The sequence below is a fragment of the Streptomyces sp. NPDC033178 genome (assembly GCF_055577685.1).
In genome coordinates this window covers 265,087-285,786 of record NZ_JBVIPT010000003.1, presented here as the reverse complement: position 1 = coordinate 285,786, position 20,700 = coordinate 265,087, and the positions used below count along the sequence as shown (strand labels likewise).

Sequence of the window (20,700 nt, the reverse complement as noted above, 5' to 3'; positions counted from 1 at the left end):
GCCAATAGGTATGACCGGGATCGCACGAACTTTGTCCTGGGTGTGGATAAACGGGCGCGATGCCACTACCGTCTCCCGGGTTCGTCTCTGTCACTCGGTCCTTCAATTCCGTCAATTCCGTTGATTCCGCACCAAGTTGGGGGAGTTCGGCATGGGCACCACGGACGACATGGACAGACGCGGCCTCAGCCGGCGGATGGTGCTGGCCGGGGCTGCGGTGGCCACGGTCGCGACATCGTTGTCGCTCGTGGCGGCGCAGGACGCGACCTCCGCGGACAGTCCCGTCCGGACCGCGCCCGCGGGCGGCGAGGTGAAGCACCTCAAGCTCTACATCGAGAAGCTGGCCGACGGATCGATGGGCTACGGCTTCGAGAAGGGCAAGGCCTCGATCCCCGGCCCGCTCATCGAGCTCAACGAGGGCGACACCGCCCACATCGAGGTCGAGAACACCATGGACGTGGCGGCGAGCCTGCACGTCCACGGCCTGGACTACGAGATCTCCAGCGACGGCACGAAGCTGAGCAGGTCCCAGGTCGAGCCGGGCGACACCCGTACGTACACCTGGCGCACCCATGCCCCGGGCCGTCGCAAGGACGGCACCTGGCGGGCGGGCAGCGCCGGTTACTGGCACTACCACGACCACGTCGTCGGCACCGAACACGGCACGGGCGGCCTCCGCAAGGGCCTCTACGGTCCTGTGATCGTCCGACGCAAGGGAGACATCCTCCCCGACAAGACGCACACGATCGTCTTCAACGACATGACGATCAACAACAAGCCCGGCCACCAGAGCCCCAACTTCGAGGCCACGGTGGGCGATCGCGTCGAGTTCGTGATGATCACGCACGGCGAGTACTACCACACGTTCCATGTGCACGGTCACCGCTGGGCGGACAACCGCACCGGGCTGCTGACCGGCCCCGACGACCCGAGCCAGGTCATCGACAACAAGATCGTGGGACCCGCCGACTCGTTCGGTTTCCAGGTCATCGCCGGGGAGGGCGTCGGCGCCGGGGCATGGATGTACCACTGCCACGTCCAGAGCCACTCGGACATGGGAATGGCGGGCCTGTTCCTGGTGAAGAAGACGGACGGGACGATCCCGGGGTACGAACCGCACGAGCCGCACGAGCACTGACAGCTCGGCTGGAGGGGCGGGGTTGGTGTCCGCGGGTTCGGTGTGGCCGGCCGCGCAGTTCCTCGCGCCCCTTCGGGGTGGCGGCGAGGCGGATTTCCAGGAACGCACATTCGACCACTGAACAGGGAGCGCTCTCAATGGTGCGTCGTTCGGCGGCTATCCTGATCGGCAAACGCCGCCCTGAGGAGCCCCGAGGTGTCCGAGCAGTCGACAGAGCCCCGCCCGACACTGGAGGCCGTGGCCGCCAGGGCCGGAGTGTCCCGGGCCACCGTGTCGCGTGTCGTCAACGGCGGTGACGGTGTGCGGGAGCCCCTGGTCGAGCGGGTCAGGCAGGCCGTCGAGGAACTCGGCTACGTGCCCAACCAGGCCGCGCGCAGCCTCGTGACCCGGCGGCACGACGCCGTCGCCGTGGTGATCGCCGAACCGGAGACCAAGGTCTTCGCCGACCCCTTCTTCGCACTTCAGCTCCGGGGCATCAGCAAGGAACTGACGGCTCACGACTCACAGTTGGTGCTGCTGCTCACGGAGGGGCGCGCCGACCACGCGCGCGTGGCCCGATATCTCGCCGGCGGCCATGTCGACGGCGCGCTCGTCTTCTCGCTGCACCTCGACGACCCGCTGCCCGGCCTCATCCACGGGGTGCCGACGGTGTACGGCGGGCGGCCCGGCTGGATCGACGGTTCGCGCGGCGCGGTCTATGTCGACTGCGACAACCGGGGCGGCGCTCGCGAGGCCGTACGTCATCTCGTCGGGCTGGGGCGCCGGAACATCGCCCACATCACCGGCGCCCTCGACCAGACCTCGGCGGTCGACCGGCTCGACGGGTTCCGGGACGTGATGGTGGACGCCGATCCGAAGCTGATCGCCGAGGGCGACTTCACCCCGGCGGGCGGTGAGCGTGCGATGCGGGAACTCCTCGACCGCTGCCCCGGCCTGGACGCGGTGTTCGCCGCCAACGACCTCACGGCGGTGGGCGCCATGCGCGTCCTGCGTGAGCGGGGACGGCGGGTGCCCGAGGATGTCGCCGTCGTCGGCTTCGACGACATGCTGCCGTTCACCGAGCAGGCCGACCCACCGCTCACGACGGTCCGGCAGGACATCGAGGAGATGGGTCGGCTGATGGCGCGGTTGCTGTTGCGGGGGCTCGACCGGACCGCCTCCGCGTCGGCCTCCGGCGGGTTGGCGGGGGCGCCGTCCAGTGTCGTGCTGCCGACGACATTGGTGAGGCGGGCCTCGGCGTAGCGCTCCGCGGGTCGGCGTGGGGTGGGTTGTGTTTCGGGTGCGGGCCGGTGGGGGTTGCTCGCGCAGTTCCCCGCGCCCCTGAAAGACGGGGCTGCGCCCCTGTCTTTCGTCTTTCAGGGGCGCGGGGTGCGCTCAGGATCCGACCGTCACCGTGAAGCGGCGCGGGTTGCCGTCATGGGCTGCGCCCGATACGTCGGGCTGGCCGTCCGGGCGTACGTCGTCGTACGGGAAGGCGTAGCCGATGGGCGAGTTGGCGTGGACGACACGCGACCAGTGGTTGACGGCCGAGCCCTTGTAGTAGTCGGCCGTGGTCGTGCCGTTGGGCTGGGTGGGGTGGGTGAGCATGATCGAGCGGTTGAAGCCGGCGGCGAGACGGGCGAGGAGGGCCTTCTTGTCGTCGGAGTCGCCCGGGTTGTTGGCGAACGGGCCGTGGTTGCAGGTGAAGATGTCCTTCGACGTGGGCTTGGCGAAGGTGTGGCCGCCCGCGAAGGTGAGCGTGTCACCGCTCACCCGCCCGGTGAGCGTGCCCCGGCCGCCCTGGAGGTCGATCTTCAGGTCGGTCGAGCGGTACTTCGCCCACACCTCGTCGATGTAGCTGTTCCAGAGGTCGCGGAACGGCATCTCGGCGGGCCGGTCGAAGTACGGGGCCATCAGGTTCTGCGGGGAGATCACGCGCAGTACGGAGCCGCCGTCGCCGCGGATCACCAGCTTGTCCCAGGGCTGGCCGTCCCTGGCCGCCTGTGCCGTGAGGTCCGAGGCGATCCTGTCGACCGCGCCGTCGGGCAGGGGCGCGACCGTGTGCGTGGCGTCGCCCTCCAGGGTCAGGCCGATCGGGAGGGCGGTGACCAGGTCGACGTAGCTGATGTTGGCGTACAACTGCTGGGTGTTGAACGTGAACTCGCAGAACGACCAGGTCTTGCCGTAGTTCGAGTCGCCGGGCGTGGCGAACGCGGGCTCCACGAGCGCGGGGCCCGGGTTGAGGAAGAAGTTGAGCGTGCTGTCCCGGACGAAGTAGACGCGGGCACCGAACATCTGAGGCAGCGTCAGGATCTTCGGGGCCGAGCCGGCGGCGCCGAGCGGAATGGCGCAGTCGACGGGCAGCGGGGTCTGCGGCGCCGAGGGGGAGGTGGGCCGGTAGACGCTGCCGTCGGCCCGCAGCAGCACCCAGTCGCCCGTCGACTGCTCGTGCCCGGTGACGTACGCGCGGACCGTGCCCGGCAACGAGGCGTTCTTGAGGGCGAGTTCACACGTGGCGGGGGCCGCCTCGGCGGTGGGGCTGAGAGCGCTTCCCCAGACGGGGTAGCTTGCGGTGGCTCCGACGGCTGCGGCTCCGGACAGGAACGCTCTGCGTGAGATCACGGAAGTCTCCTGGAGTGTGGGGGAGGCAGGGAGACGGGCCGACCTGTGGGGGATCGGCGCCCTGCGGTGCACCACTGTTCCCAGGGGGAGTTGGGGCGTCAAGGGTTATGACTGAGAGCGCTCTCGAAATCTGCTTGCGTTCATAAGTTGATGGCGAAGTCGACGGTCCGGTGGCCGGGTCCCGATCGTGGGGACCCGGCCACCGTCCGCCCTGCCGGCTGCCCTGTTGTCCTCCTTGCCGTCAGTTGTGTGGTCAGCTCTGCGGCTCGCTCCTGATCACCGCGAAGCGCGCGCCGTACGGATCGGCGAACTTGGCCATACGGCCGACGCCTTCCACGGACGTGGCGGGCATCCGGACCGTGCCGCCCAACTCCTCGGCCTTGGCGACCACGGCATCGGTGTCCGTTACTTCGAAGTACGGCAGCCAGTAGGCCCCCGCCTCCCGCTCCGTCGGGTCGTCGGCCAGCGGGACGACACCGCCGAACATGGAGTCCTCGCCGCCCTCCGCGGGGTTCAGGCAGGTGTACGTGCCGCCGGGGAACGGCATGGCAGAGGTCTCCATGCCCAGTACGGAGTTGTAGAACGCGGCCGCCGCTGCGATGTCCGGTGTGTAGAGCTCGACCCAGCACAAGGAGCCCGGGTCGCCCGCGATGTCGATACCGCGCAGTTGACCCGGCTGCCAGACGCCGAAGGAGACGCCCGCCTTGTCGCTGAAGACGGCCAGCCGGCCCTCCTCCATGACGTTGTCCGGCGCCATCAGCACGCTGCCGCCGGTCTGCTCGACGGCCTTGGCGGTGGCGTCGGCGTCCGGGGTCTGGAAGAACACGCCCCAGGACGGTGGGCCCTGCTCGGGGGAGGTCTGCATGCCGCCGGCGGCGGTCTTCCCTGCCAGTTGGAAGAAGCCGTAACCGCCGGCCTCCGGTCCCGCCGACCGGAAGTCCCAGCCGAAAAGGCCGTTGTAGAAGGATGTGGCGCCTTCGATGTCGCTCGTGCCGAGATCGACCCAGTTCGGGGCGCCGGTGACGAAACGGGTGGTGAGCATGTTGCCCTCCTTTGAGGGGTCCCGTTGCCTGCACTGCCGAGTCTGGCACCGCGGACTGACAATCGCTGCCGGAGCGCTGCCGCTGGGCTTGGCGGTTTGTGGTGCTTACTCTGGGTGATCGGGTGCTGCTTGTGTGAGGTGGGGTGGGTGAGTGGTGGTGGGAGGGTGCGGGTCGGTGGGGGCCTGGCGCGCGGTTCCCGGCGTCCCTGTCGGGCGCGCCGCCGTGCGGTCCGCCCGCTCTGGGCCACATCATGGGGTCCGCGCGCTCATCACTGGAGCCGGTCGTGACGTGCCGGGGCATGTCATTGATCCGGCGTTGATCGAACGTTTTTCGGTGCGCGGCACGATCCTGGGCATGCACAACGACACCATTGCCGCGCCCGACCTCTCCTGGCAGGAACAGGCACTGTGCGCCCAGACCGGATCCGAGTTCTTCTTTCCCGAGCCGGGCAGCTCGGTGCGTGAGGCGAAGCGCATCTGCGGACTGTGCGAGATACGCTCCGCCTGCCTCGAATACGCGCTCGACCACGACGAACGCTTCGGCGTCTGGGGCGGCCTGTCCGAGAAGGAGCGGCTCAGTCTCCGCCGCACGCAGGACCAGCAGCAGCACCAGCAGCAGTACTGACGGCGGCGCCGCTCACTCGTACGTCACGGTGAACCGCTCCGTCCCGGCCGGTACCCGCACGTCCTGGCCCGTCACCTCCAGCTTCCGCCCGTCGGCGGACGCCGCCCGCACCCGGCCGAACCGGCACGGATAAACGAACCGCACCCCGTCCGGAGCCGCCGTGATGTCGACCGTCACCATTCGCCCGGCCGGATCGTGCGCGAGCCCGTACCCGAACGGATTCCCGAAGAGCGTGGGCGCCCCTTCCGCCGCGACCTCTTCGCCCTCCGGTACCCAGCGCGGAGGTATGCCCGGCGCGATGTAGAGATGCGGATCGCGGTCCTCGTCCGCCTCGAAAAAGAGGACGTCGCGGATCAGCAGCAGATACTCGGCCGCCGCCCAGCCGTGCGGGATGTCTCCCATGTACCAGGGCCGGTAAGGGACTTCGGCGAAGTCCGAGGCGACCGGGAACGCGTGCTGCTCGTTCCACGCGCCAAGTGCCACCACCCGGTCCGCCGTTCGGGGGAAGCCCGCGCCGACCGTCCAGCCGAGCAGCGCGTCCATCCGGGCGGGATCGCCCGCGAGCAGGTACGCGTGCGCCAACTGCAGCGTCAGATAGGGCCCGTACGCGTTCCAGGCGGCCTCGTGGCGATAGCCGCCGGTGACGAAGTGCGCGTACATCGTGTCCAGGGTGAGGCGGGCGGCCCGGTCGACCTCCTCGCCCAGCTTGCTGCCCATGTGCAGGCGCAGCGGGTGGAAGTAGGCGGCCGTGCCGATCATCGTGGAGTCGAGCCGTCCGATGTCGGCGGGCCCGGTCGGGATGTACGTCTCCCAGGCGCCGCGAGCACGCTGCTCGGCCAGCACCCAGCGGGTGGAGTCCCCGGTGGCCCGCTTCAAGTCGTCGTAGGCGGCCCAGAGTTCGGATACTTCCGGCACGTCGATCCGTTCCGCCAGGCGCGCCGCCTCGTATGCACCGCGGAGGCGACCCGTAAATGCGTACGCCTGACAGTCGCACGCGAGGTGGGCGGCTTTCGGCTTCGCGGTGGGCCTCATCGGCAATTCGGCGCGCACCACGGTCCCCGGCAGGCACAATCCACCCCATGGTCCACACCCCGCGGCACCAGGCCGAGAGCCTGCTGAACGCCCTCGATCCACTCCCGTACCCCTTGCGCATGCGTGAACTCGCCGCTCGCACACGGGAATTGGAGGAAACGCGTCCGCTGCTGGACGAGCTCGAATCGCGCGGCGCCTACGAGCGAGGGCTCGCTGTCGTCGCGGCGGCCGTCGCCGGGGACACCGAGTGGATCGCGGCGCGTATCGCCGATCCGGACTCCTTCGTGCGCGGACACGCGTTGCGCGTCGCCGACAGTCTCCAAGTGCCGGACTCCGCCTACGAGTCGGCGCTCACCGACGCGCCCGAGACGATACGTCGTCAGCTGCTGCGTGCTGTCGTCGCGGGCCGGCGCACCGCGCTGGCCGACCGGCTCGTCGACGGGCTGCGGGCGGAATGGGGCGACGAGGAGGCGGCACGGCTGCTGCCCGGGTGCTCTCCGGAGACGGTCGCCCGGCTGCTGCCCGCATTGCTGCACGCGGTACGGGGCTCGAAGGCCCTCGGCCGACGGCACCCCAATGCCTTACTGGACGTGGCGGAACGGGAGTTGGCAGCCCTGCCGGAGTCCCTGCGCGACGCCTGGTGGCAGCGGTACGCGGAGGTCGTCGTCATCACTGTGGCCGTCGAGCCACTGCGCGTGCTGGACCTGGTCGAGCGTCTCGGGCCCTCCAGGATCCCGGCTCAACTCCTCGACCAGGCAGGCGCGTTCGCCGCCGTAGCGCCGGAACGCGTGCTCCGGCTGCTGATCTCGGGCCGCTTCCCCTCCTACATCGGCACACGCAGTCGTTCGCTGCAACGCAGACTGGCGCGATCCGAAGCGGAGGAACTCGCCGTCTACGGGCGGATGCTGGCCGCGTCGGGCGGCCTCGCACCACTCCTCCAGGCGCTGCCGCCCGCTCGCCGTCACGCCTTCTACACGGCGTCGACCGTGGACCGGGGCGCAGGCGGTGCCACCGTGGACGCGGTCATCCTTGAGGCGTTGCCCCGCAGTTGCGTCGCCGAGGAGGCCCGGCGGATGGCTGCCGCGGCACGCGAGCGCGGGGAGGCGTGGGACACCGTGCTGCTCGCCGAATCCTTCTTGCCCGTCGCCGAGGTACGGGAGCGGCTCATCGAGGCGACGCGCCGCCCCGCCGCCGAAGACCGGGCGCTGGCCTGGCCGTTGCTGATCCGCAACGCCGCCCGCTCCGGCGATCCCGCCGCCGTCACCTCCGTACTGGAGGAGTCGGCCAGGCTGCGCAACGAGCAGGAACCGGTGCGGCTGCCCGCTCTGTACGCGGTGTCCCGCACCCCGCCCGCCCTGTTCACCGAGGACGCCGAGCCGCACCTCGACCGGATCGCCGCCGACGCCGTCGAGGCCCGGGACTCCTCGCACCAGACCCGGGGCAACCTCAGCGAGCTCGCCCTGTCCGTGCTGCGGGAGCACGCGGCGGGCGGGTCGCGGGAGTTGGTGAACTGGGCGCTGCGCACACTCGTCCGGATCTCCGGCAACACCGGACGTGCCGACCTGGGCCGACTCGACGCGAAGCTGCGGCGCGGCCAGGAACACCAGGTGTACGACGCGCTGCGGCCGTGGATCGAGGCGGGCGCGGAGAAGGCCGACTACAGCCTCGCCTTCGCTCTCGCCAGGGCCGTGGGACGCCGTGCCGCGGGCATGTCCGAACTGCAGGAACTCCTGTGGCAGGCCGTCCGGTTCGGGAACGATGACACCGCACGCGACGCTGTCGAGCTGTGGCTGGAGCCGCCCGCCACCCGCGACGAACGGGCCGCGCGCGTCCTCTCGCTCGAACCCTCGGCGGGAACACTGTGGCCGGTCCTGGACGTGATCACCCGGCGCCGTACCGACCTCCTCGACGTGCTCCTCGCGGACACTCCGCCGTACGGGCGTTTCCTCACCAAGGGCAGCCCGTGGACCGTACCCGTGGACCAGTACATACGACGCTGGCTGCCACGCCAACAGGAGGCCGTGGCCCGGCAGTTGGCCGAGCAGGCCGCCGACGCCGGGCTGCCGTCGTACGCGCGGGTGGCCGCCGTCGCGCAGGGCGCGCGGATACCGGGCGCGGGCGTCGCACTCGTACGCGACTGGACGGGCTCGTCGGACGTCGTGCTCGCGGAGGCCGCGCTCGGCGCGCTCGCCCACACCGACCGGCCTGGCGACGTACTGCCCGAACTCCTCGCGCACGCCGGGGACGACCGTGCCCGCGTCGCCGTGTACGCGGCCACCCGGGCATCCCGGCACGTGGTGCCGTCGCGGCTCGTGGGACAGCTGCGCGAGGTGCTGCTCGGCCCGGGCATCAAGGTGACCAGCCGCAAGGAGGCAGCCCGTCTCGCCGCCGCCCGGCTCCCGATACCGGTGGCCGCGGGGCTCCTCACCGAGGCGTACGAGCGTCCCGGCGCCCACCTCGACGTCCGGGCCGCGTGTGTCGCCTTCGCGGGCGCGCTGCTCACCGAGGAGAACGTCTGGACACTCCTGCACGACGCGTCGGGCGCCGAACCGGTGCTCCGCGCGGCCGTTCTGCGCGTCTCGCCTCTCGACCTGCCGGAACGGCACCGCGCGCGGTACGCCCGTCTCGTCCGCGACGTGTGCGCGACCGACGACCCGGCAACGGCGACCCTCGCCTTCGGCGCCCTGTCCCACTGGGCGCCCTGGTCCCCGGACGCCCCCACCGTCCTGGCCTCCGCCACGGCGGACCTGTCGAACCGCACGAGCTGGCGGGCGGCGGCGCAGGGCCTGGTGGTCACGGCGGCGGGGTCGGCCGGGGGAGCGGGCGGCCTGCGGGAAGCTCTGCGCGTACTGGCCGAGGCGGAGGGGGAGTCCGAGCCCGAGTCCGAAACCGAGGCCGGCGCCAACGCTTTCGCCGCCGACGCCGAACCCCGTCGCGACCGCCCCGCCCGCCAACGGGTCGACCATCTCGTCGCCCGGCTCGCCCAGCAGGCCAGGACGGCCGCCGTTCCCATCAGGGAAGCGGCCCTCGGGGCAGGCGAGCTGCTCGCGCGCTACGACGGATTCGTACCGCAGGCCGCCACCATCGCGGCGTTCCATCTCGACCTGGACGCGGCGGCGGAGCGGGTCGACGAGTCCCTGGACCGGCTGGCCGCGCTGACGGAAGGGCGGCCGGTGCTCGCCGCCCGCACCGCCACGGAACTCGCCGCGAGGCTCCGCCGTACGCAGGAGGGCGACGCCGAGATCCTGCTCGGCGCCGCCCAACGGCTGACTGTCCACGGCGGCCACAGCGAGGGACTGCTGGCCACAGCCATCACCGCCACACTCGGCACCCGCACGGGCTGGGCGCCTCAGTGGCGGGCCCGGCTACGGACCCTGCGCCGCCACCCACACCCCGATGTCCGGGACGCGGCACTGGCGCAGATGACGGCGTACGAGTGAGTCGGGGCGCCTCGTAAGGGGCGCGGGGCTGTATCGATATGCGGCTCCGCCGCGTGGGCGCGCTCAGCCCTCGACGAGCCGCAGCTGAACGACTCGCCTGAGCCAATCGGTCAGACGGCCGCGGCGCGCGCCGCCATCCGCGCCTTGCGAGCCGCGAGCTTCTCGTCGAACTTGGCGGCCTCGGCGTCGAGCCCGCCCATGTACAGGCCGAGCTCTTCCTGGGCCTTGAGGCCCTCGGGGCCCAGGCCGTCGATCTGCAGGACCCTGAGGTGACGCAGCACCGGCATCAGCACGTCGTCGTGGTGGATCCGCATGTTGTAGACCTCGCCGATCGCCATCTGCGCGGCGGCCCGCTCGAAGCCGGGCATGCCGTGTCCGGGCATCCGGAACTGCACGATGACGTCCCGCACGGCCTGCATGGTCAGGTCGGGGGCGAGGTCGAACGCGGCCTTGAGGAGGTTGCGGTAGAAGACCATGTGCAGGTTCTCGTCGGTCGCGATGCGCGCCAGCATGCGGTCACAGACGGGGTCGCCCGACTGGTGGCCGGTGTTGCGGTGCGATACGCGGGTCGCGAGCTCCTGGAAGGCGACGTACGCGACGGAGTGCAGCATCGAGTGGCGGTTGTCCGACTCGAAGCCCTCGCTCATGTGCTGCATACGGAAGGCTTCGAGCTTGTCCGGGTCCACGGCGCGCGACGCGAGCAGGTAGTCGCGCATCACGATGCCGTGGCGGCCCTCCTCGGCGGTCCAGCGGTGCACCCAGGTGCCCCAGGCGCCGTCGCGGCCGAAGAGGGAAGCGATTTCGTGGTGGTAGCTGGGCAGGTTGTCCTCGGTGAGGAGGTTCACGACCAGCGCGATACGGCCGAGCTCGGTGACCTTGGACTGTTCCTTGTCCCAGGCCTCGCCGTCCTCGAAGATGCCGGGGAAGTTGCGGGCGTCGGACCAGGGCACGTACTCGTGCGGCATCCAGTCCTTGGCGACCTTCAGATGACGGTTGAGTTCGGTCTCCACCACTTCTTCCAGCGCGTACAGCAGCCGTGCGTCGGTCCAGTCGGAGGACGGGCTGCCGAGATGGGGAGAAGTGATCGTCACGGGGGCTCCAGGGGGGACGTAAATGCTGAGCGTTCACACAACCTACGGCATCGTAGGCTACGTATCCGTAGGTTACGATGCCGTAGGTTAAGCGCGACGTAAAGAGCCCTGATCAGCGACGATCTCTCCGGAGATCGCCAAGGGCCGCTTCCTTGAGTCGCCCACCTGGCGGACACCGCAGGTCCCGGGGGCGAACGGGTGTCCCCGACGGCCGTTCAGGCGTACAGCCCCCTGAGCCGGACCGAGAGACACGTCACACAGCCTTCGAGCTTCTCGAACTCGCTGATGTCGACGAGGACGGGCTCGTGGCCGAGGTCGGCGTACAACTCGGCGGTCTTGGGCGCGCTGGCCGCCATCAGCAGCTTGCCGCCGCCGAGGAGCACCACGTGGGCGCCGGACTCCTCCGGCACCCCGAGGAAGCGCGGGAAGATCGACGGGGTGTCCACCAGTGGTTCGTGCCCGACGACCGTGCCGTCCGGGAGTGCGGTGACCGCCGATTTCAGGTGCAGCACCTTGCTCACCGGTACGGCGACGACGCGGGCGCCGAGCGGTTCGAAGGCGGCCCGCAGCTGCTGGATGCCGGCCCCGTTGGTCCGCCCGCCCCGGCCGACGTAGATCGTGTCACCGACCTTCAGGACGTCGCCGCCGTCGAGCGTGCCCGGCTCCCACACCCAGTTCACCGAGCAGCCGAGCCGTGCCACGGTCTCCTCGACCCCGGCGGTCTCGCCGCGCCGGGACTCCGCGCCGGAGCGGCCGATCAGCGCCACGTTGCGGTAGACGACCACCGCGTCCTCCACGAACACGGAGTCCGGGCAGTCGTCGGCGGGCTCCACGTCGACGGTCTCCCAGCCGTGCGTACGCAGCGCCTCCGCGTACGCCTCCCACTGCTCGACCGCCAGCTCGACGTCGACCTTCGTGCGCTCGATGTGCGTGACCAGACCCTCGGCCAGGCGGGGGCTCGGGCGGCGGATGAGGGCTTTCTGGCTGGGCACGTGCGTTTCTCCGTCTCGGCCGGGTGTGTCCCCGCACATCATGCAGCCCATGCCGGAGTCACAACAGCCCCCCGGGGTGCGGGGCTGGAGAGGGGATTGTGGCGGGTGTGTCCGTATCCGCACTCCCTCCCGCGACCTGTGCCCCCCGTGGCCCCCGGCGGACCCCTACCCCACGAACCGCCGCAGGTGCTCCGCCGTGAACGACCCCTCCGCGTCCAGGAGCTGCCCGGGCGTCCCCTCGAAGACGACCCGACCACCCTCCTTGCCGCCGTCGGGCCCCAGGTCGATCACCCAGTCGGCGTGGGCGACGACATCGAGGTTGTGCTCGACGACCAGGACGGTGTTGCCCGCGTCGACCAGCCGGTCCAGGAGCGCGAGCAGGCCGTCGACGTCCGACATGTGCAGGCCGGTGGTCGGCTCGTCGAGCACGTACACCGCTCCGGTCCTGTGGAGCCGGGTCGCGAGTTTGATGCGCTGGCGTTCCCCGCCGGAGAGCGTGGACAGGGGCTGACCGAGTGTCAGATACGTGAGCCCCACGTCCCGTAGAGCCCGCAGACGGCGGCGTACGGCCGGGTCCTCGAAGAAGCCCAGGGCCTGATCGGCCGTCATCTCCAGTACGTCGACGATGGAGTTGCCGCCCACGGTCAGCCGCAGCACCTCGTCCTTGAAGCGCCGTCCCTCGCAGTCGGGGCAGGTCGTGGTCACCGGGTCCATGAACGCGAGGTCGGTGCAGCTGACCCCGCGCCCCTGACAAGTCCCGCACGCCCCCTCGGAGTTGAAGCTGAACAAGCCCGGCTCCACGCCCGTCTCCCGCGCGAAGATCTTCCGTACGGTGTCCATGACGCCGAGGTACGTCGCCGGAGTGGACCGCGCCGAGATGCCGATGGACGACTGGTCGACGACCACGGCGTCCGGGTGCGCGGCCGTGAACTCCTTCGAGACGAGCGTGCTCTTCCCCGAACCGGCGACACCGGTCACGGCGGTCAGCACCCCCGTGGGGAACTCGACCGTGACGTCCCGCAGGTTGTGCAGGACGGCGCCCTTCACCCAGAGTCCGCCGGTGGCCGTCCGTGTCCGTCGTTTCACCTCGGTGCGGCGGCGCAGACAACGGCCCGTCGGGGTGTCGGCCGAGGCCAGCTCGCCGGGCGTTCCCTCGAAGACGACCCGGCCGCCGTCCGCCCCCGCCCGCGGCCCCATGTCGACGATGTGGTCGGCGAGGGCGATGACGTCCGGGTCGTGCTCGACGACCAGCACGGTGTTCCCCTTGTCCCGCAGCAGCAGCAGCAGGTCCCCGAGCCGTCCCACGTCACGCGGGTGCAGCCCGACGCTCGGCTCGTCGAAGATGTACGTCATCCCGGTCAGGCTCGACCCGAGATGCCGGACCATCTTCAGCCGCTGCCCCTCTCCGCCGGACAGCGTCTGGGTCTCCCGGTCCAGGCTGAGATAGCCGAGCCCGATCGCCTCGATCCGCTCCAGCGAGGCCACGGCGGCGGCCGCGACCGGTGTGGCGACCGGGTCGTCGATGTCCTTCAGTACGGGGATCAGGTCGCTGATCTGCATCCCGGTGCAGTCGGCGATGGACAGGCCGGGCCGCCCGGCGGACCCGGTGCCGATCCGGGTGGCGAGCGCCGCCTCGTTCAGCCGAGCGCCCCGGCACCCCGGGCAGCGCCCCTCCGTCATATAGCCCTGCACCTGGTCACGCGTCTTCTGGCTGAGCGCGGACAGGTCCCGCTTGAGATACAGCCGCTCGAAGCGATCGGCGAGCCCTTCGTAGTCGGTGCTCCAGGTGCCGCCCGAGCCGCTGATGGTGACCTTGCTGCCGGGGCGCCCGCGCAGCAGGAACTCCCGCTCGGCCGTGGTGAATTCGCGTACGGGCTTGTGCGGGTCCAGTTCGGTGGTGTTCGTGTATCCCTGCCCCTGCCAGGTCCCGGCGGCGAACGGCGGGAAGAGGATCGCGCCGTCCGCCAGGGACAGGTCCGGGTCCAGGATGCGGTCCCAGTCGGGCCGGACCGTACGCCCGAGGCCGTCGCACTCGGGGCACATGCCCGACGGATCGTTGAACGAGTACGCGGTGGCCGGGCCCGCGCTCGGACTGCCGTGCCGCGAGAACAGCACCCGGATCACCGAGTACACGTCCGTCATCGTGCCCACCGTCGACCGGGAGTGGCCGCCGACCGGCTTCTGGTCGACGACGATCGCGGGCGAGAGATCCTCGATGGCCTCCGCGTGCGGCCGCTCGTACTTCGGCAGCCGGTTGCGGACGAACCAGGTGAAGGTCTCGTTCAGCTGGCGCTGCGACTCGACCGCGATCGTGTCGAAGACGACCGACGACTTCCCCGACCCCGACACCCCGGTGAAGACCGTGAGCCGGCCCTTCGGGATGCGCAGGGTCACGTCCTGGAGGTTGTTCTCACGGGCCCCGACCACCCCGATGAACGAGTGCGTACCGGAAACGGGCTGGTCAGGGCCGGTGACGGGCTGATGTGTACCGGTGGTCAACTGGCTCATACCGCCGAAGCTAGCCGGGATACCCGACAGCTTCTGGCGTGATTTCCCTGAGTTCTCCTCCTTCCATCAGCAGCCAGCGGGTGATCCCGATCGACTCCAGGAACGGCACGTCGTGACTGGCCACGATCAGCGCTCCCTCGTACGACTCCAGGGCCGTGGTGAGCTGCCGCACGCTCGCCATGTCGAGGTTGTTGGTCGGCTCGTCCAGCATCAGGACCTGCGGCGCGGGCTCGGCGAGCATCAGCGCGGCCAGCGCCGCCCGGAAGCGTTCGCCGCCGGAGAGCGTCGCCGCCCGCTGGTCGGCCCGCGCGCCCCGGAAGAGGAAGCGGGCCAGGCGCGCCCGTACCCGGTTGTTGGTGGCACCGGGCGAGAAGCGGGCCACGTTCTCGGCGACCGTCAGCTCGTCGTCGAGCACATCGAGCCGCTGCGGCAGGAAACGCAGGGGCACATGCGCCCGTGCCTCTCCGGAGACCGGTTCCAGCTCCCCAGCGATCGTGCGCAGCAGGGTCGTCTTGCCCGACCCGTTGCGCCCGATCAGCGCGACCCGCTCGGGCCCGCGCAGATCGAAGCTGCCCACGCTCGCGCCGTACGCCAACTCCAGGTCCAGGAGCGTGAGTACGGTACGGCCCGGCGGCACGGCCGTGTACGGCAGGTCGACGCGGATCTCGTCGTCGTCCCGCACGGCGTCCACCGCCTCGTCGAGCCGCTCCTTGGCCTCGGCCAGTTTCTCCTCGTGCATGATGCGGTGCTTGCCCGCGGACTCCTGGGCGGCGCGTTTGCGGGCACCCATGACGATCTTCGGCTCGCGTTTCTGCTCGAACATCTTCTGGCCGTACTTCTTGCGCCGGGCCAACTTGACCTGCGCCTCGGCCAGTTCACGCTTCTGCTTCTTCAGATCGGACTCGGCGACGCGCACCATGCGCTCGGCCGCATCCTGCTCGGTGGCGAGTGCCTCCTCGTACATCGAGTAGTTGCCGCCGTACCACGTCACCTCGCCGGAACGCAGATCGGCGATCTGGTCGACCAGCTCCAGGAGTTCACGGTCGTGGCTGACCACGATCATGACTCCGGACCAGGCCTCGACGGCCGCGTACAGCCGCCGCCGGGCGTACAGGTCGAGGTTGTTGGTGGGCTCGTCGAGCAGGAGGACGTCGGGCCGGCGCAGCAGCAGTGCGGCCAGCCGCAGCAGGACCGACTCGCCGCCCGAGACCTCGCCGATGGTGCGGTCCAACTCGATGTGGCCGAGGCCGAGTTCGCCGAGGGTCGCGACGGCTCGCTCCTCCACGTCCCAGTCGTCGCCCACGACGTCGAAGTGCGCCTCGGACACGTCGCCCGCCTCGATGGCGTGCAGCGCGGCCCGCTTGGCGGCGATGTCCAGCGCCTCGTCGACTCGCAGACCGGTGTCCAGGGTGACGTTCTGCGGCAGGTAGCCGACCTCGCCCGCGACACGCACGGTGCCGTCGGCCGGGGCCAGTTGCCCGGCGATCAGCTTCAACAGGGTTGATTTTCCTGATCCGTTGACGCCGACTAGCCCGGTCCTGCCGGGTCCGAAGGCCACCTGCAGATCATCGAAGACGGAGGTGCCGTCCGGCCAGGCGAAGGAGAGGGAGGTACAGGTGATGGAGGTGGGGAAGGTTGACATACGCGCCTCGCGGTACTTGATGCGGTCAGGGCAACGCGTATCGAGACACCGGGGCGGCGACGACGGCCGGGAGGACGGGAAGAGGTCCTCAAGGCATCCTGGGAGGAAAGGGGAAGGCCCTGTTCCGGAGGACGGCTCGAATGCCGAGGTCGCACGCTGCGCACACACGGATACGTGTGTGACGAGGTGTCTCAGGACCTCAGACGAGCAACGTCCTTCTCCAATCGGCGACAACAGAACCGTCATACACCGTACGAAGGGCTCTCACGGCTGTCAACGAATTAACGTGAGCCCCCACCTCGACCGCACCAAGGAGACCCCGTGCCCGACGGTTCCCTCTCGTTGCCCGCCCGGCTCTACCTGCTGGCCTGGGACACCACGAAGCTGAAGGTCACCGACGCCGCCCACCTCCCCCATATCGTCCGGGCCGGCGCCCTCACCGAGCTGGCACAGCGTGGACTGCTCGCCGACGTGGACGGCATCGCCACGCCCACGGACCCCGACGCCCAGACCGGGGACCCCGTCCTCGACGGGCTTCTGGAACTCGTCGAGGAGTCCCGCCCGCACAGGTGGAAGACCTGGGTCGGCCTTCGGGCCCGCGTCACCCTGGACGCCGTACGGGCGCAGCTGGCCGCCGACGGATACCTGCGCGCGGAGAAGACACGGGTGCTCGGGGTGTTCCCGTCGGTGGAGTACGAGATCGACCGCGTCGCCGCCGTGGACGCGCTGCGCCAGGCGGCCCGGGAGGTACTGGAGGGGCCGGCGCGCGTCGGGGAGGTGCCCGAGCAGGACGCGGCCCTCGTCGCCCTCGCCGCCGGCGCCGAGCTGCGCACCCTGCTGTCGGGCAAGGAGCAGCAGCAGTACAAGCAGCGGATCGAGGACTTGGCCGAGCGCAGCGGGGCAACAACTCCCGCCCTGAAGAAGGCGGTCCAGGAGGTGCGTTCGGCGGTGACCCTGGTGATGACGACTACAGGGGTGCCCGGGAGCTGACGGGTAGGAGAGGCCGGTGTTGCCCGGGAGCTGAGGGGAAGAAGAGGCCGGGGTTGTCGGGGGCCGGGGTGGCAGGAGCGGCTTGTGCCGGGAGGCGACCCCGCCCGGATGAGTGGCGTGGCGGGAGCGCCGGTCGTGGCCGTGAGGTCCGCCGGGGCGCCCACGTACGTGTCGGATTCCTGCCAGCCAAGCCGCCCGCCCCGGTGATTGGCTCGTCCGTATGACCGGTCTCCGTGCACAGGCCCTGACCTTCCGCGAGCTGCACATCCCCGGCCGGCCCGTCGTCCGACACGGTCCGCGCGGTACTGGCGGCCGGCGCGGTGGGCGTGAACATCGAGGACGCCCTGTACGGGCCGGCCCAGGTGCCCAGGTGCCCAGGTGCTCAGGGGCGGTGAGGCCCTGCGGTCGGTCGCCGAGCAGGCCGAGCGGATCGCGGCCGCCCGGGAGGCCGCCGACTCGGCCGGGGTAGCGCTGTTCGTCAACGTCCGCATCGACACGTATCTGCGGGGAGCCGGAGACCTGGCCGCCACCCTGGAGCGCGCCGCCGCCTTCCTCGCCGCCGGGGCCGACGGAGTCCTCGTGCCCGGTCCCGGCGACCCGGTCACCGTCAAGGCCCTGGCCGAGGGCGTGGACGGCCCGCTCAACGTGCTTGCCGGCCCCGGCGCCCCGTCCGTCGCCGAGCTGTCCTCACTCGGCGTCGCCCGGATCAGCGTCGGCTCGGGCATCGCGCAGGCCGCACACGCACTTGTCCGCCGTGCCGCGCGGGAGCTGCTGGGCACGGGAACGTACGAGTCGCTGGCCGGCGGACTCGACCACGGCGAGCTCAACACCCTGCTGGGGAAGGGGCGCTGACCTCTCCGGAAGGGGTCAGCAGGCGTCCCGCAGCAACTCGGCGAGCTGCTGGTCCAGGTCCTGGTGCAGATGCTCCAGACCGAAGGGCACGACCTGGGTCGTACTCTCCAGGAAGCGCCGCAGCTCGCCCGTGCGGACGTGGACCACGGCGGTGCCCTCGGGAGCGTGGAACTCCAGGACGATACGGTCGTACCCGTACGGCCGCACGCGGACGTCCCCGCGTCCCACCGGCTCCTCCAGGCCCGAGGCGAGGAGCTCGCGGGCGAAGGTCCAGATCACGTCCACGCCTTCGAGCGTGGCCGGGGCCGGGAAGGACATGCGGACGGCGAAGGGGTCGTGCGGGTCGTATCGGAGTGTTGCGGGAATGCTCGGCATCCGCGGAGCCGCGGCGACGAGACGGGCCTCTACGGGCTGCTCGATGACGGTGGACAACGCCTTGCTCCCTTGTGACGGCTGGACGAACGGTGGACGGATGAGCCGGGCACTTGTAGAGACGCTCGAACCGGCCAATCCGTGCGCACTAAAACGCATGAAATTCGAGTGACCTCCGTCACCGCCTTCAATCACGGAAGTGATCAAAGATTCCTGAAGTGGCCGCCGATGCCTTCCGGGGCATCTGGACGCCACTGGGGGAGTGGGCTAGCTTCGCCCGCCATGAGGGGCTTGGGGAAGACGCGACGCACAAGACATACGGGATCCACAGGGCGTACGGGATCCACGAGGCGACTGGTGAAGGCGGGGGTGTGCGGATTCGCACTCGCGGCCACGCTCGCGGCACCCGCGCAGGCACACGGACCGGGCCAGGGATCGGGTCAGGCAACGGGCCAGGAGGCGGGCCTCGGTTCGGCCGGCGGGTCCGGTGGCGGGAAGGCTCCGCACTGGGAGCTGAAGGACAGCGGCACGGACGTCCGGTTCCGCGGGCTCTCCGCCGTCAGCCGGAACACCGCCTGGCTGGCCGGGTCCAAGGGCACCGTGCTGCGCACGGCCGACGGCGGCAGGAACTGGCGGAACGTATCGCCGCCGGGAGCCGCCGAGTTGGAGTTCCGCGACATCGAGGCCTTCGACACCAGGCGTGCCGTGGTGCTGGCCATCGGCGAGGGCGAGGCGTCCAGGGTCTTCCGGACCGAGGACGGCGGGGCGACCTGGACCGAGTCGTTCCGCAACACCGACGCCAAGGCCTTCTACGACTGCATCACCTTCTTCGACAGCCGCCACGGCCTGGCGATGAGCGACCCGGTGGACGGCAGGTTCCGCATCCTGTCGACGAGTGACGGCGGCCGCTCCTGGAAGGTGCTGCCGAGCGCCGGAATGCCCGCCGCCCAGCCGGGCGAGGCGGGCTTCGCGGCCAGCGGGCAGTGTCTGGTCAGTTCGGGGCCGCGGGACGTGTGGCTGGCCACCGGCGGGGCGGCGCGCGGGCGCGTGCTGCACTCCTCCGACCGGGGCCTGACCTGGACGGCCACCGACACCCCGATCCCGGCGGGCGACCCGGCGCGCGGCGTCTTTGCCGTCACCTTCCGCGACCGGACGCACGGCATCGCCGTCGGCGGCGACTACCGCGCCGACCAGGCCTCCCCGCAGGCGGCCGCGACCAGCCGCGACGGCGGCCGCACCTGGACCACGGCCGGCACACCGCCGCCCGCCTACCGCTCGGGCGTCACCTGGCTCCCGCACAGCCGCACCTCCGCCCTCGCGGTCGGCCCCACCGGCACCGACCTCACCACGGACGGCGGCCGCACCTGGCGCACCGTGGACACCGGCTCGTACGACACGGTGGACTGCACCCCCGACCGGGCCTGCTGGGCCTCCGGCGAGAAGGGCCGGGTGGCCCGCCTGGAGCGCTGAGCGCGATCCCCCGGGAGAACGGGACCGGAACGGGTTCGGCAAGTGACCGTCGGCCGCGGGGCCGTACGCTCGTCACATCATGACGACGACCGTACGCATCCCCGCGGGCTGGCCCGCCACCGAGGACCAGGCCCGGGCCGTGCAGGACGAGTTGCGGGGGCGGGTGGTTCTCGACGAGCCAGGGCCGCCGCCGGGAACCGGCCGGGTGACCGGGGTCGACGTCGCGTACGACGACGAGCGCGATGTCGTCGTGGCCGCGGCCGTCGTGCTCGACGCGTCGACGCTCGACGTGGTCGCCGAGTCCACGGCCGTGGGACAGGTGCCGTTCCCGTACGTCCCCGGGCTGCTGGCCTTCCGGGAGGTCCCGGCCGTCCTGGCCGCCCTCGAAGCGCTGCCTTGCGCACCGGGCCTGGTCGTCTGCGACGGCTACGGCCTCGCCCACCCCCGCCGCTTCGGCCTGGCCAGCCACCTGGGCGTCCTCACCGGCCTTCCGACGATCGGGGTCGCCAAGAACCCGTTCACCTTCACGTACGAGGAGCCGGGCGCCCTACGTGGATCGGCCTCCCCGCTGCTCGCGGGCGAGGAGGAGGTCGGCCGGGCACTGCGCACCCAGGCGGGCGTCAAGCCCGTGTTCGTCTCCGTCGGCCACCGGGTGACCCTGGACACCGCCTGCGCCCACACCCTCCACCTCGCGCCGCGCTTCCGCCAGCCGGAGACGACCAGGCACGCGGACGCCCTGTGCCGACGGGCGTTGAAGGCGACGGCCCTCTGAGACGGGCGTTGGAGGCGACGGCCCTCTGAGACGGGCGTTGGAGGCGACGGCCCCCTGAGACGGGCGTTGGAGGCGACGGCCCCCTGAGCACGAGTACTCGGCACCGGCCTCTGAGTACCCGTTCTGAGTACTG

Annotated in this window: 16 protein-coding genes; 8 read left to right on the top strand and 8 right to left on the bottom strand. The window is 70.9% G+C overall.

Annotation, left to right across the window (positions count from 1 at the left end; all coding sequences use genetic code 11):
• Positions 1-169: 169 nt before the first annotated feature.
• Positions 170-1,138 (top strand): multicopper oxidase domain-containing protein, encoded by a 969-nt coding sequence (locus ACZ5VQ_RS08580; protein WP_469104578.1) that lies wholly within the window; start codon positions 170-172, stop codon positions 1,136-1,138.
• A 195-nt stretch (positions 1,139-1,333) separates the two neighbouring features.
• Complete coding sequence (locus ACZ5VQ_RS08575) at positions 1,334-2,380, top strand: LacI family DNA-binding transcriptional regulator (RefSeq protein WP_362081191.1); 1,047 nt, start codon at positions 1,334-1,336, stop codon at positions 2,378-2,380.
• Positions 2,381-2,512: 132 nt separating this feature from the next.
• Here ACZ5VQ_RS08575 and ACZ5VQ_RS08570 read toward each other — a convergent pair whose 3' ends face one another.
• Complete coding sequence (locus tag ACZ5VQ_RS08570; protein WP_469104249.1) at positions 2,513-3,739, bottom strand: glycoside hydrolase family 64 protein; 1,227 nt, start codon at positions 3,737-3,739, stop codon at positions 2,513-2,515.
• A gap of 253 nt (positions 3,740-3,992) precedes the next feature.
• Positions 3,993-4,781, bottom strand: a complete 789-nt coding sequence (locus tag ACZ5VQ_RS08565; protein WP_469104248.1) for a VOC family protein — start codon at positions 4,779-4,781, stop codon at positions 3,993-3,995.
• A gap of 355 nt (positions 4,782-5,136) precedes the next feature.
• On the opposite strand from ACZ5VQ_RS08565, the gene ACZ5VQ_RS08560 reads away from it, so the two are divergent.
• Complete coding sequence (locus ACZ5VQ_RS08560) at positions 5,137-5,406, top strand: WhiB family transcriptional regulator (RefSeq protein ID WP_190227651.1); 270 nt, start codon at positions 5,137-5,139, stop codon at positions 5,404-5,406.
• 12 nt (positions 5,407-5,418) lie between these two features.
• Here ACZ5VQ_RS08560 and ACZ5VQ_RS08555 read toward each other — a convergent pair whose 3' ends face one another.
• Entirely contained in the window at positions 5,419-6,321 is a 903-nt protein-coding gene (locus tag ACZ5VQ_RS08555; RefSeq protein ID WP_469104247.1) for a hypothetical protein, read from the bottom strand.
• A gap of 164 nt (positions 6,322-6,485) precedes the next feature.
• On the opposite strand from ACZ5VQ_RS08555, the gene ACZ5VQ_RS08550 reads away from it, so the two are divergent.
• Positions 6,486-9,878, top strand: a complete 3,393-nt coding sequence (locus ACZ5VQ_RS08550) for a hypothetical protein (protein WP_469104246.1) — start codon at positions 6,486-6,488, stop codon at positions 9,876-9,878.
• A 110-nt stretch (positions 9,879-9,988) separates the two neighbouring features.
• Here ACZ5VQ_RS08550 and ACZ5VQ_RS08545 read toward each other — a convergent pair whose 3' ends face one another.
• The 4 genes from ACZ5VQ_RS08545 to ACZ5VQ_RS08530 form a co-directional block, all read right to left on the bottom strand.
• Positions 9,989-10,969, bottom strand: a complete 981-nt coding sequence (locus ACZ5VQ_RS08545) for an acyl-ACP desaturase (RefSeq protein ID WP_362081206.1) — start codon at positions 10,967-10,969, stop codon at positions 9,989-9,991.
• A 215-nt stretch (positions 10,970-11,184) separates the two neighbouring features.
• The gene (gene ddaH, locus ACZ5VQ_RS08540) at positions 11,185-11,961 is read right to left on the bottom strand and encodes a dimethylargininase (protein WP_362081208.1); all 777 of its coding nucleotides are present in this window, start codon (positions 11,959-11,961) and stop codon (positions 11,185-11,187) included.
• A 165-nt stretch (positions 11,962-12,126) separates the two neighbouring features.
• Positions 12,127-14,469, bottom strand: a complete 2,343-nt coding sequence (locus ACZ5VQ_RS08535) for an ATP-binding cassette domain-containing protein (RefSeq protein WP_469104245.1) — start codon at positions 14,467-14,469, stop codon at positions 12,127-12,129.
• A gap of 10 nt (positions 14,470-14,479) precedes the next feature.
• The gene (locus ACZ5VQ_RS08530) at positions 14,480-16,111 is read right to left on the bottom strand and encodes an ABC-F family ATP-binding cassette domain-containing protein (protein ID WP_469104244.1); all 1,632 of its coding nucleotides are present in this window, start codon (positions 16,109-16,111) and stop codon (positions 14,480-14,482) included.
• Positions 16,112-16,432: 321 nt separating this feature from the next.
• Here ACZ5VQ_RS08530 and ACZ5VQ_RS08525 point away from each other — a divergent pair, with 321 nt between their 5' ends.
• Both ACZ5VQ_RS08525 and ACZ5VQ_RS08520 read left to right on the top strand, forming a co-directional pair.
• Positions 16,433-17,101, top strand: coding sequence for a GOLPH3/VPS74 family protein (locus tag ACZ5VQ_RS08525; protein WP_469104243.1), 669 nt, complete (start codon positions 16,433-16,435; stop codon positions 17,099-17,101).
• 378 nt (positions 17,102-17,479) lie between these two features.
• Positions 17,480-17,953: an isocitrate lyase/phosphoenolpyruvate mutase family protein gene (locus ACZ5VQ_RS08520; RefSeq protein WP_469104242.1), complete on the top strand. Its 474-nt coding sequence runs from the start codon at positions 17,480-17,482 to the stop codon at positions 17,951-17,953.
• A gap of 15 nt (positions 17,954-17,968) precedes the next feature.
• Here ACZ5VQ_RS08520 and ssgD read toward each other — a convergent pair whose 3' ends face one another.
• Entirely contained in the window at positions 17,969-18,385 is a 417-nt protein-coding gene (ssgD, locus tag ACZ5VQ_RS08515) for a spore wall synthesis regulator SsgD (protein ID WP_055614704.1), read from the bottom strand.
• A 222-nt stretch (positions 18,386-18,607) separates the two neighbouring features.
• On the opposite strand from ssgD, the gene ACZ5VQ_RS08510 reads away from it, so the two are divergent.
• Together ACZ5VQ_RS08510 and ACZ5VQ_RS08505 are read left to right on the top strand one after the other, a co-directional pair.
• Positions 18,608-19,795 carry a WD40/YVTN/BNR-like repeat-containing protein gene (locus tag ACZ5VQ_RS08510; protein WP_469104241.1) on the top strand — a complete coding sequence of 396 codons (1,188 nt, stop codon included), beginning with the start codon at positions 18,608-18,610 and terminating at the stop codon, positions 19,793-19,795.
• Between the two features lie 79 nt (positions 19,796-19,874).
• Complete coding sequence (locus ACZ5VQ_RS08505) at positions 19,875-20,567, top strand: endonuclease V (RefSeq protein ID WP_469104240.1); 693 nt, start codon at positions 19,875-19,877, stop codon at positions 20,565-20,567.
• The last annotated feature ends 133 nt before the right edge of the window (positions 20,568-20,700 follow it).

Bases quoted from the DNA above. Each gene is read 5' to 3' on its own strand.
- ACZ5VQ_RS08580 (WP_469104578.1), top strand. From the start codon at position 170: ATGGACAGACGCGGCCTCAGCCGGCGGATGGTGCTGGCCGGGGCTGCG.
- ACZ5VQ_RS08535 (WP_469104245.1), bottom strand. From the start codon at position 14,469: ATGAGCCAGTTGACCACCGGTACACATCAGCCCGTCACCGGCCCTGAC.
- ACZ5VQ_RS08550 (WP_469104246.1), top strand. From the start codon at position 6,486: ATGGTCCACACCCCGCGGCACCAGGCCGAGAGCCTGCTGAACGCCCTC.
- ACZ5VQ_RS08505 (WP_469104240.1), top strand. From the start codon at position 19,875: ATGACGACGACCGTACGCATCCCCGCGGGCTGGCCCGCCACCGAGGAC.
- ACZ5VQ_RS08560 (WP_190227651.1), top strand. From the start codon at position 5,137: ATGCACAACGACACCATTGCCGCGCCCGACCTCTCCTGGCAGGAACAG.
- ACZ5VQ_RS08510 (WP_469104241.1), top strand. From the start codon at position 18,608: ATGAGGGGCTTGGGGAAGACGCGACGCACAAGACATACGGGATCCACA.
- ACZ5VQ_RS08565 (WP_469104248.1), bottom strand. From the start codon at position 4,781: ATGCTCACCACCCGTTTCGTCACCGGCGCCCCGAACTGGGTCGATCTC.
- ACZ5VQ_RS08530 (WP_469104244.1), bottom strand. From the start codon at position 16,111: ATGTCAACCTTCCCCACCTCCATCACCTGTACCTCCCTCTCCTTCGCC.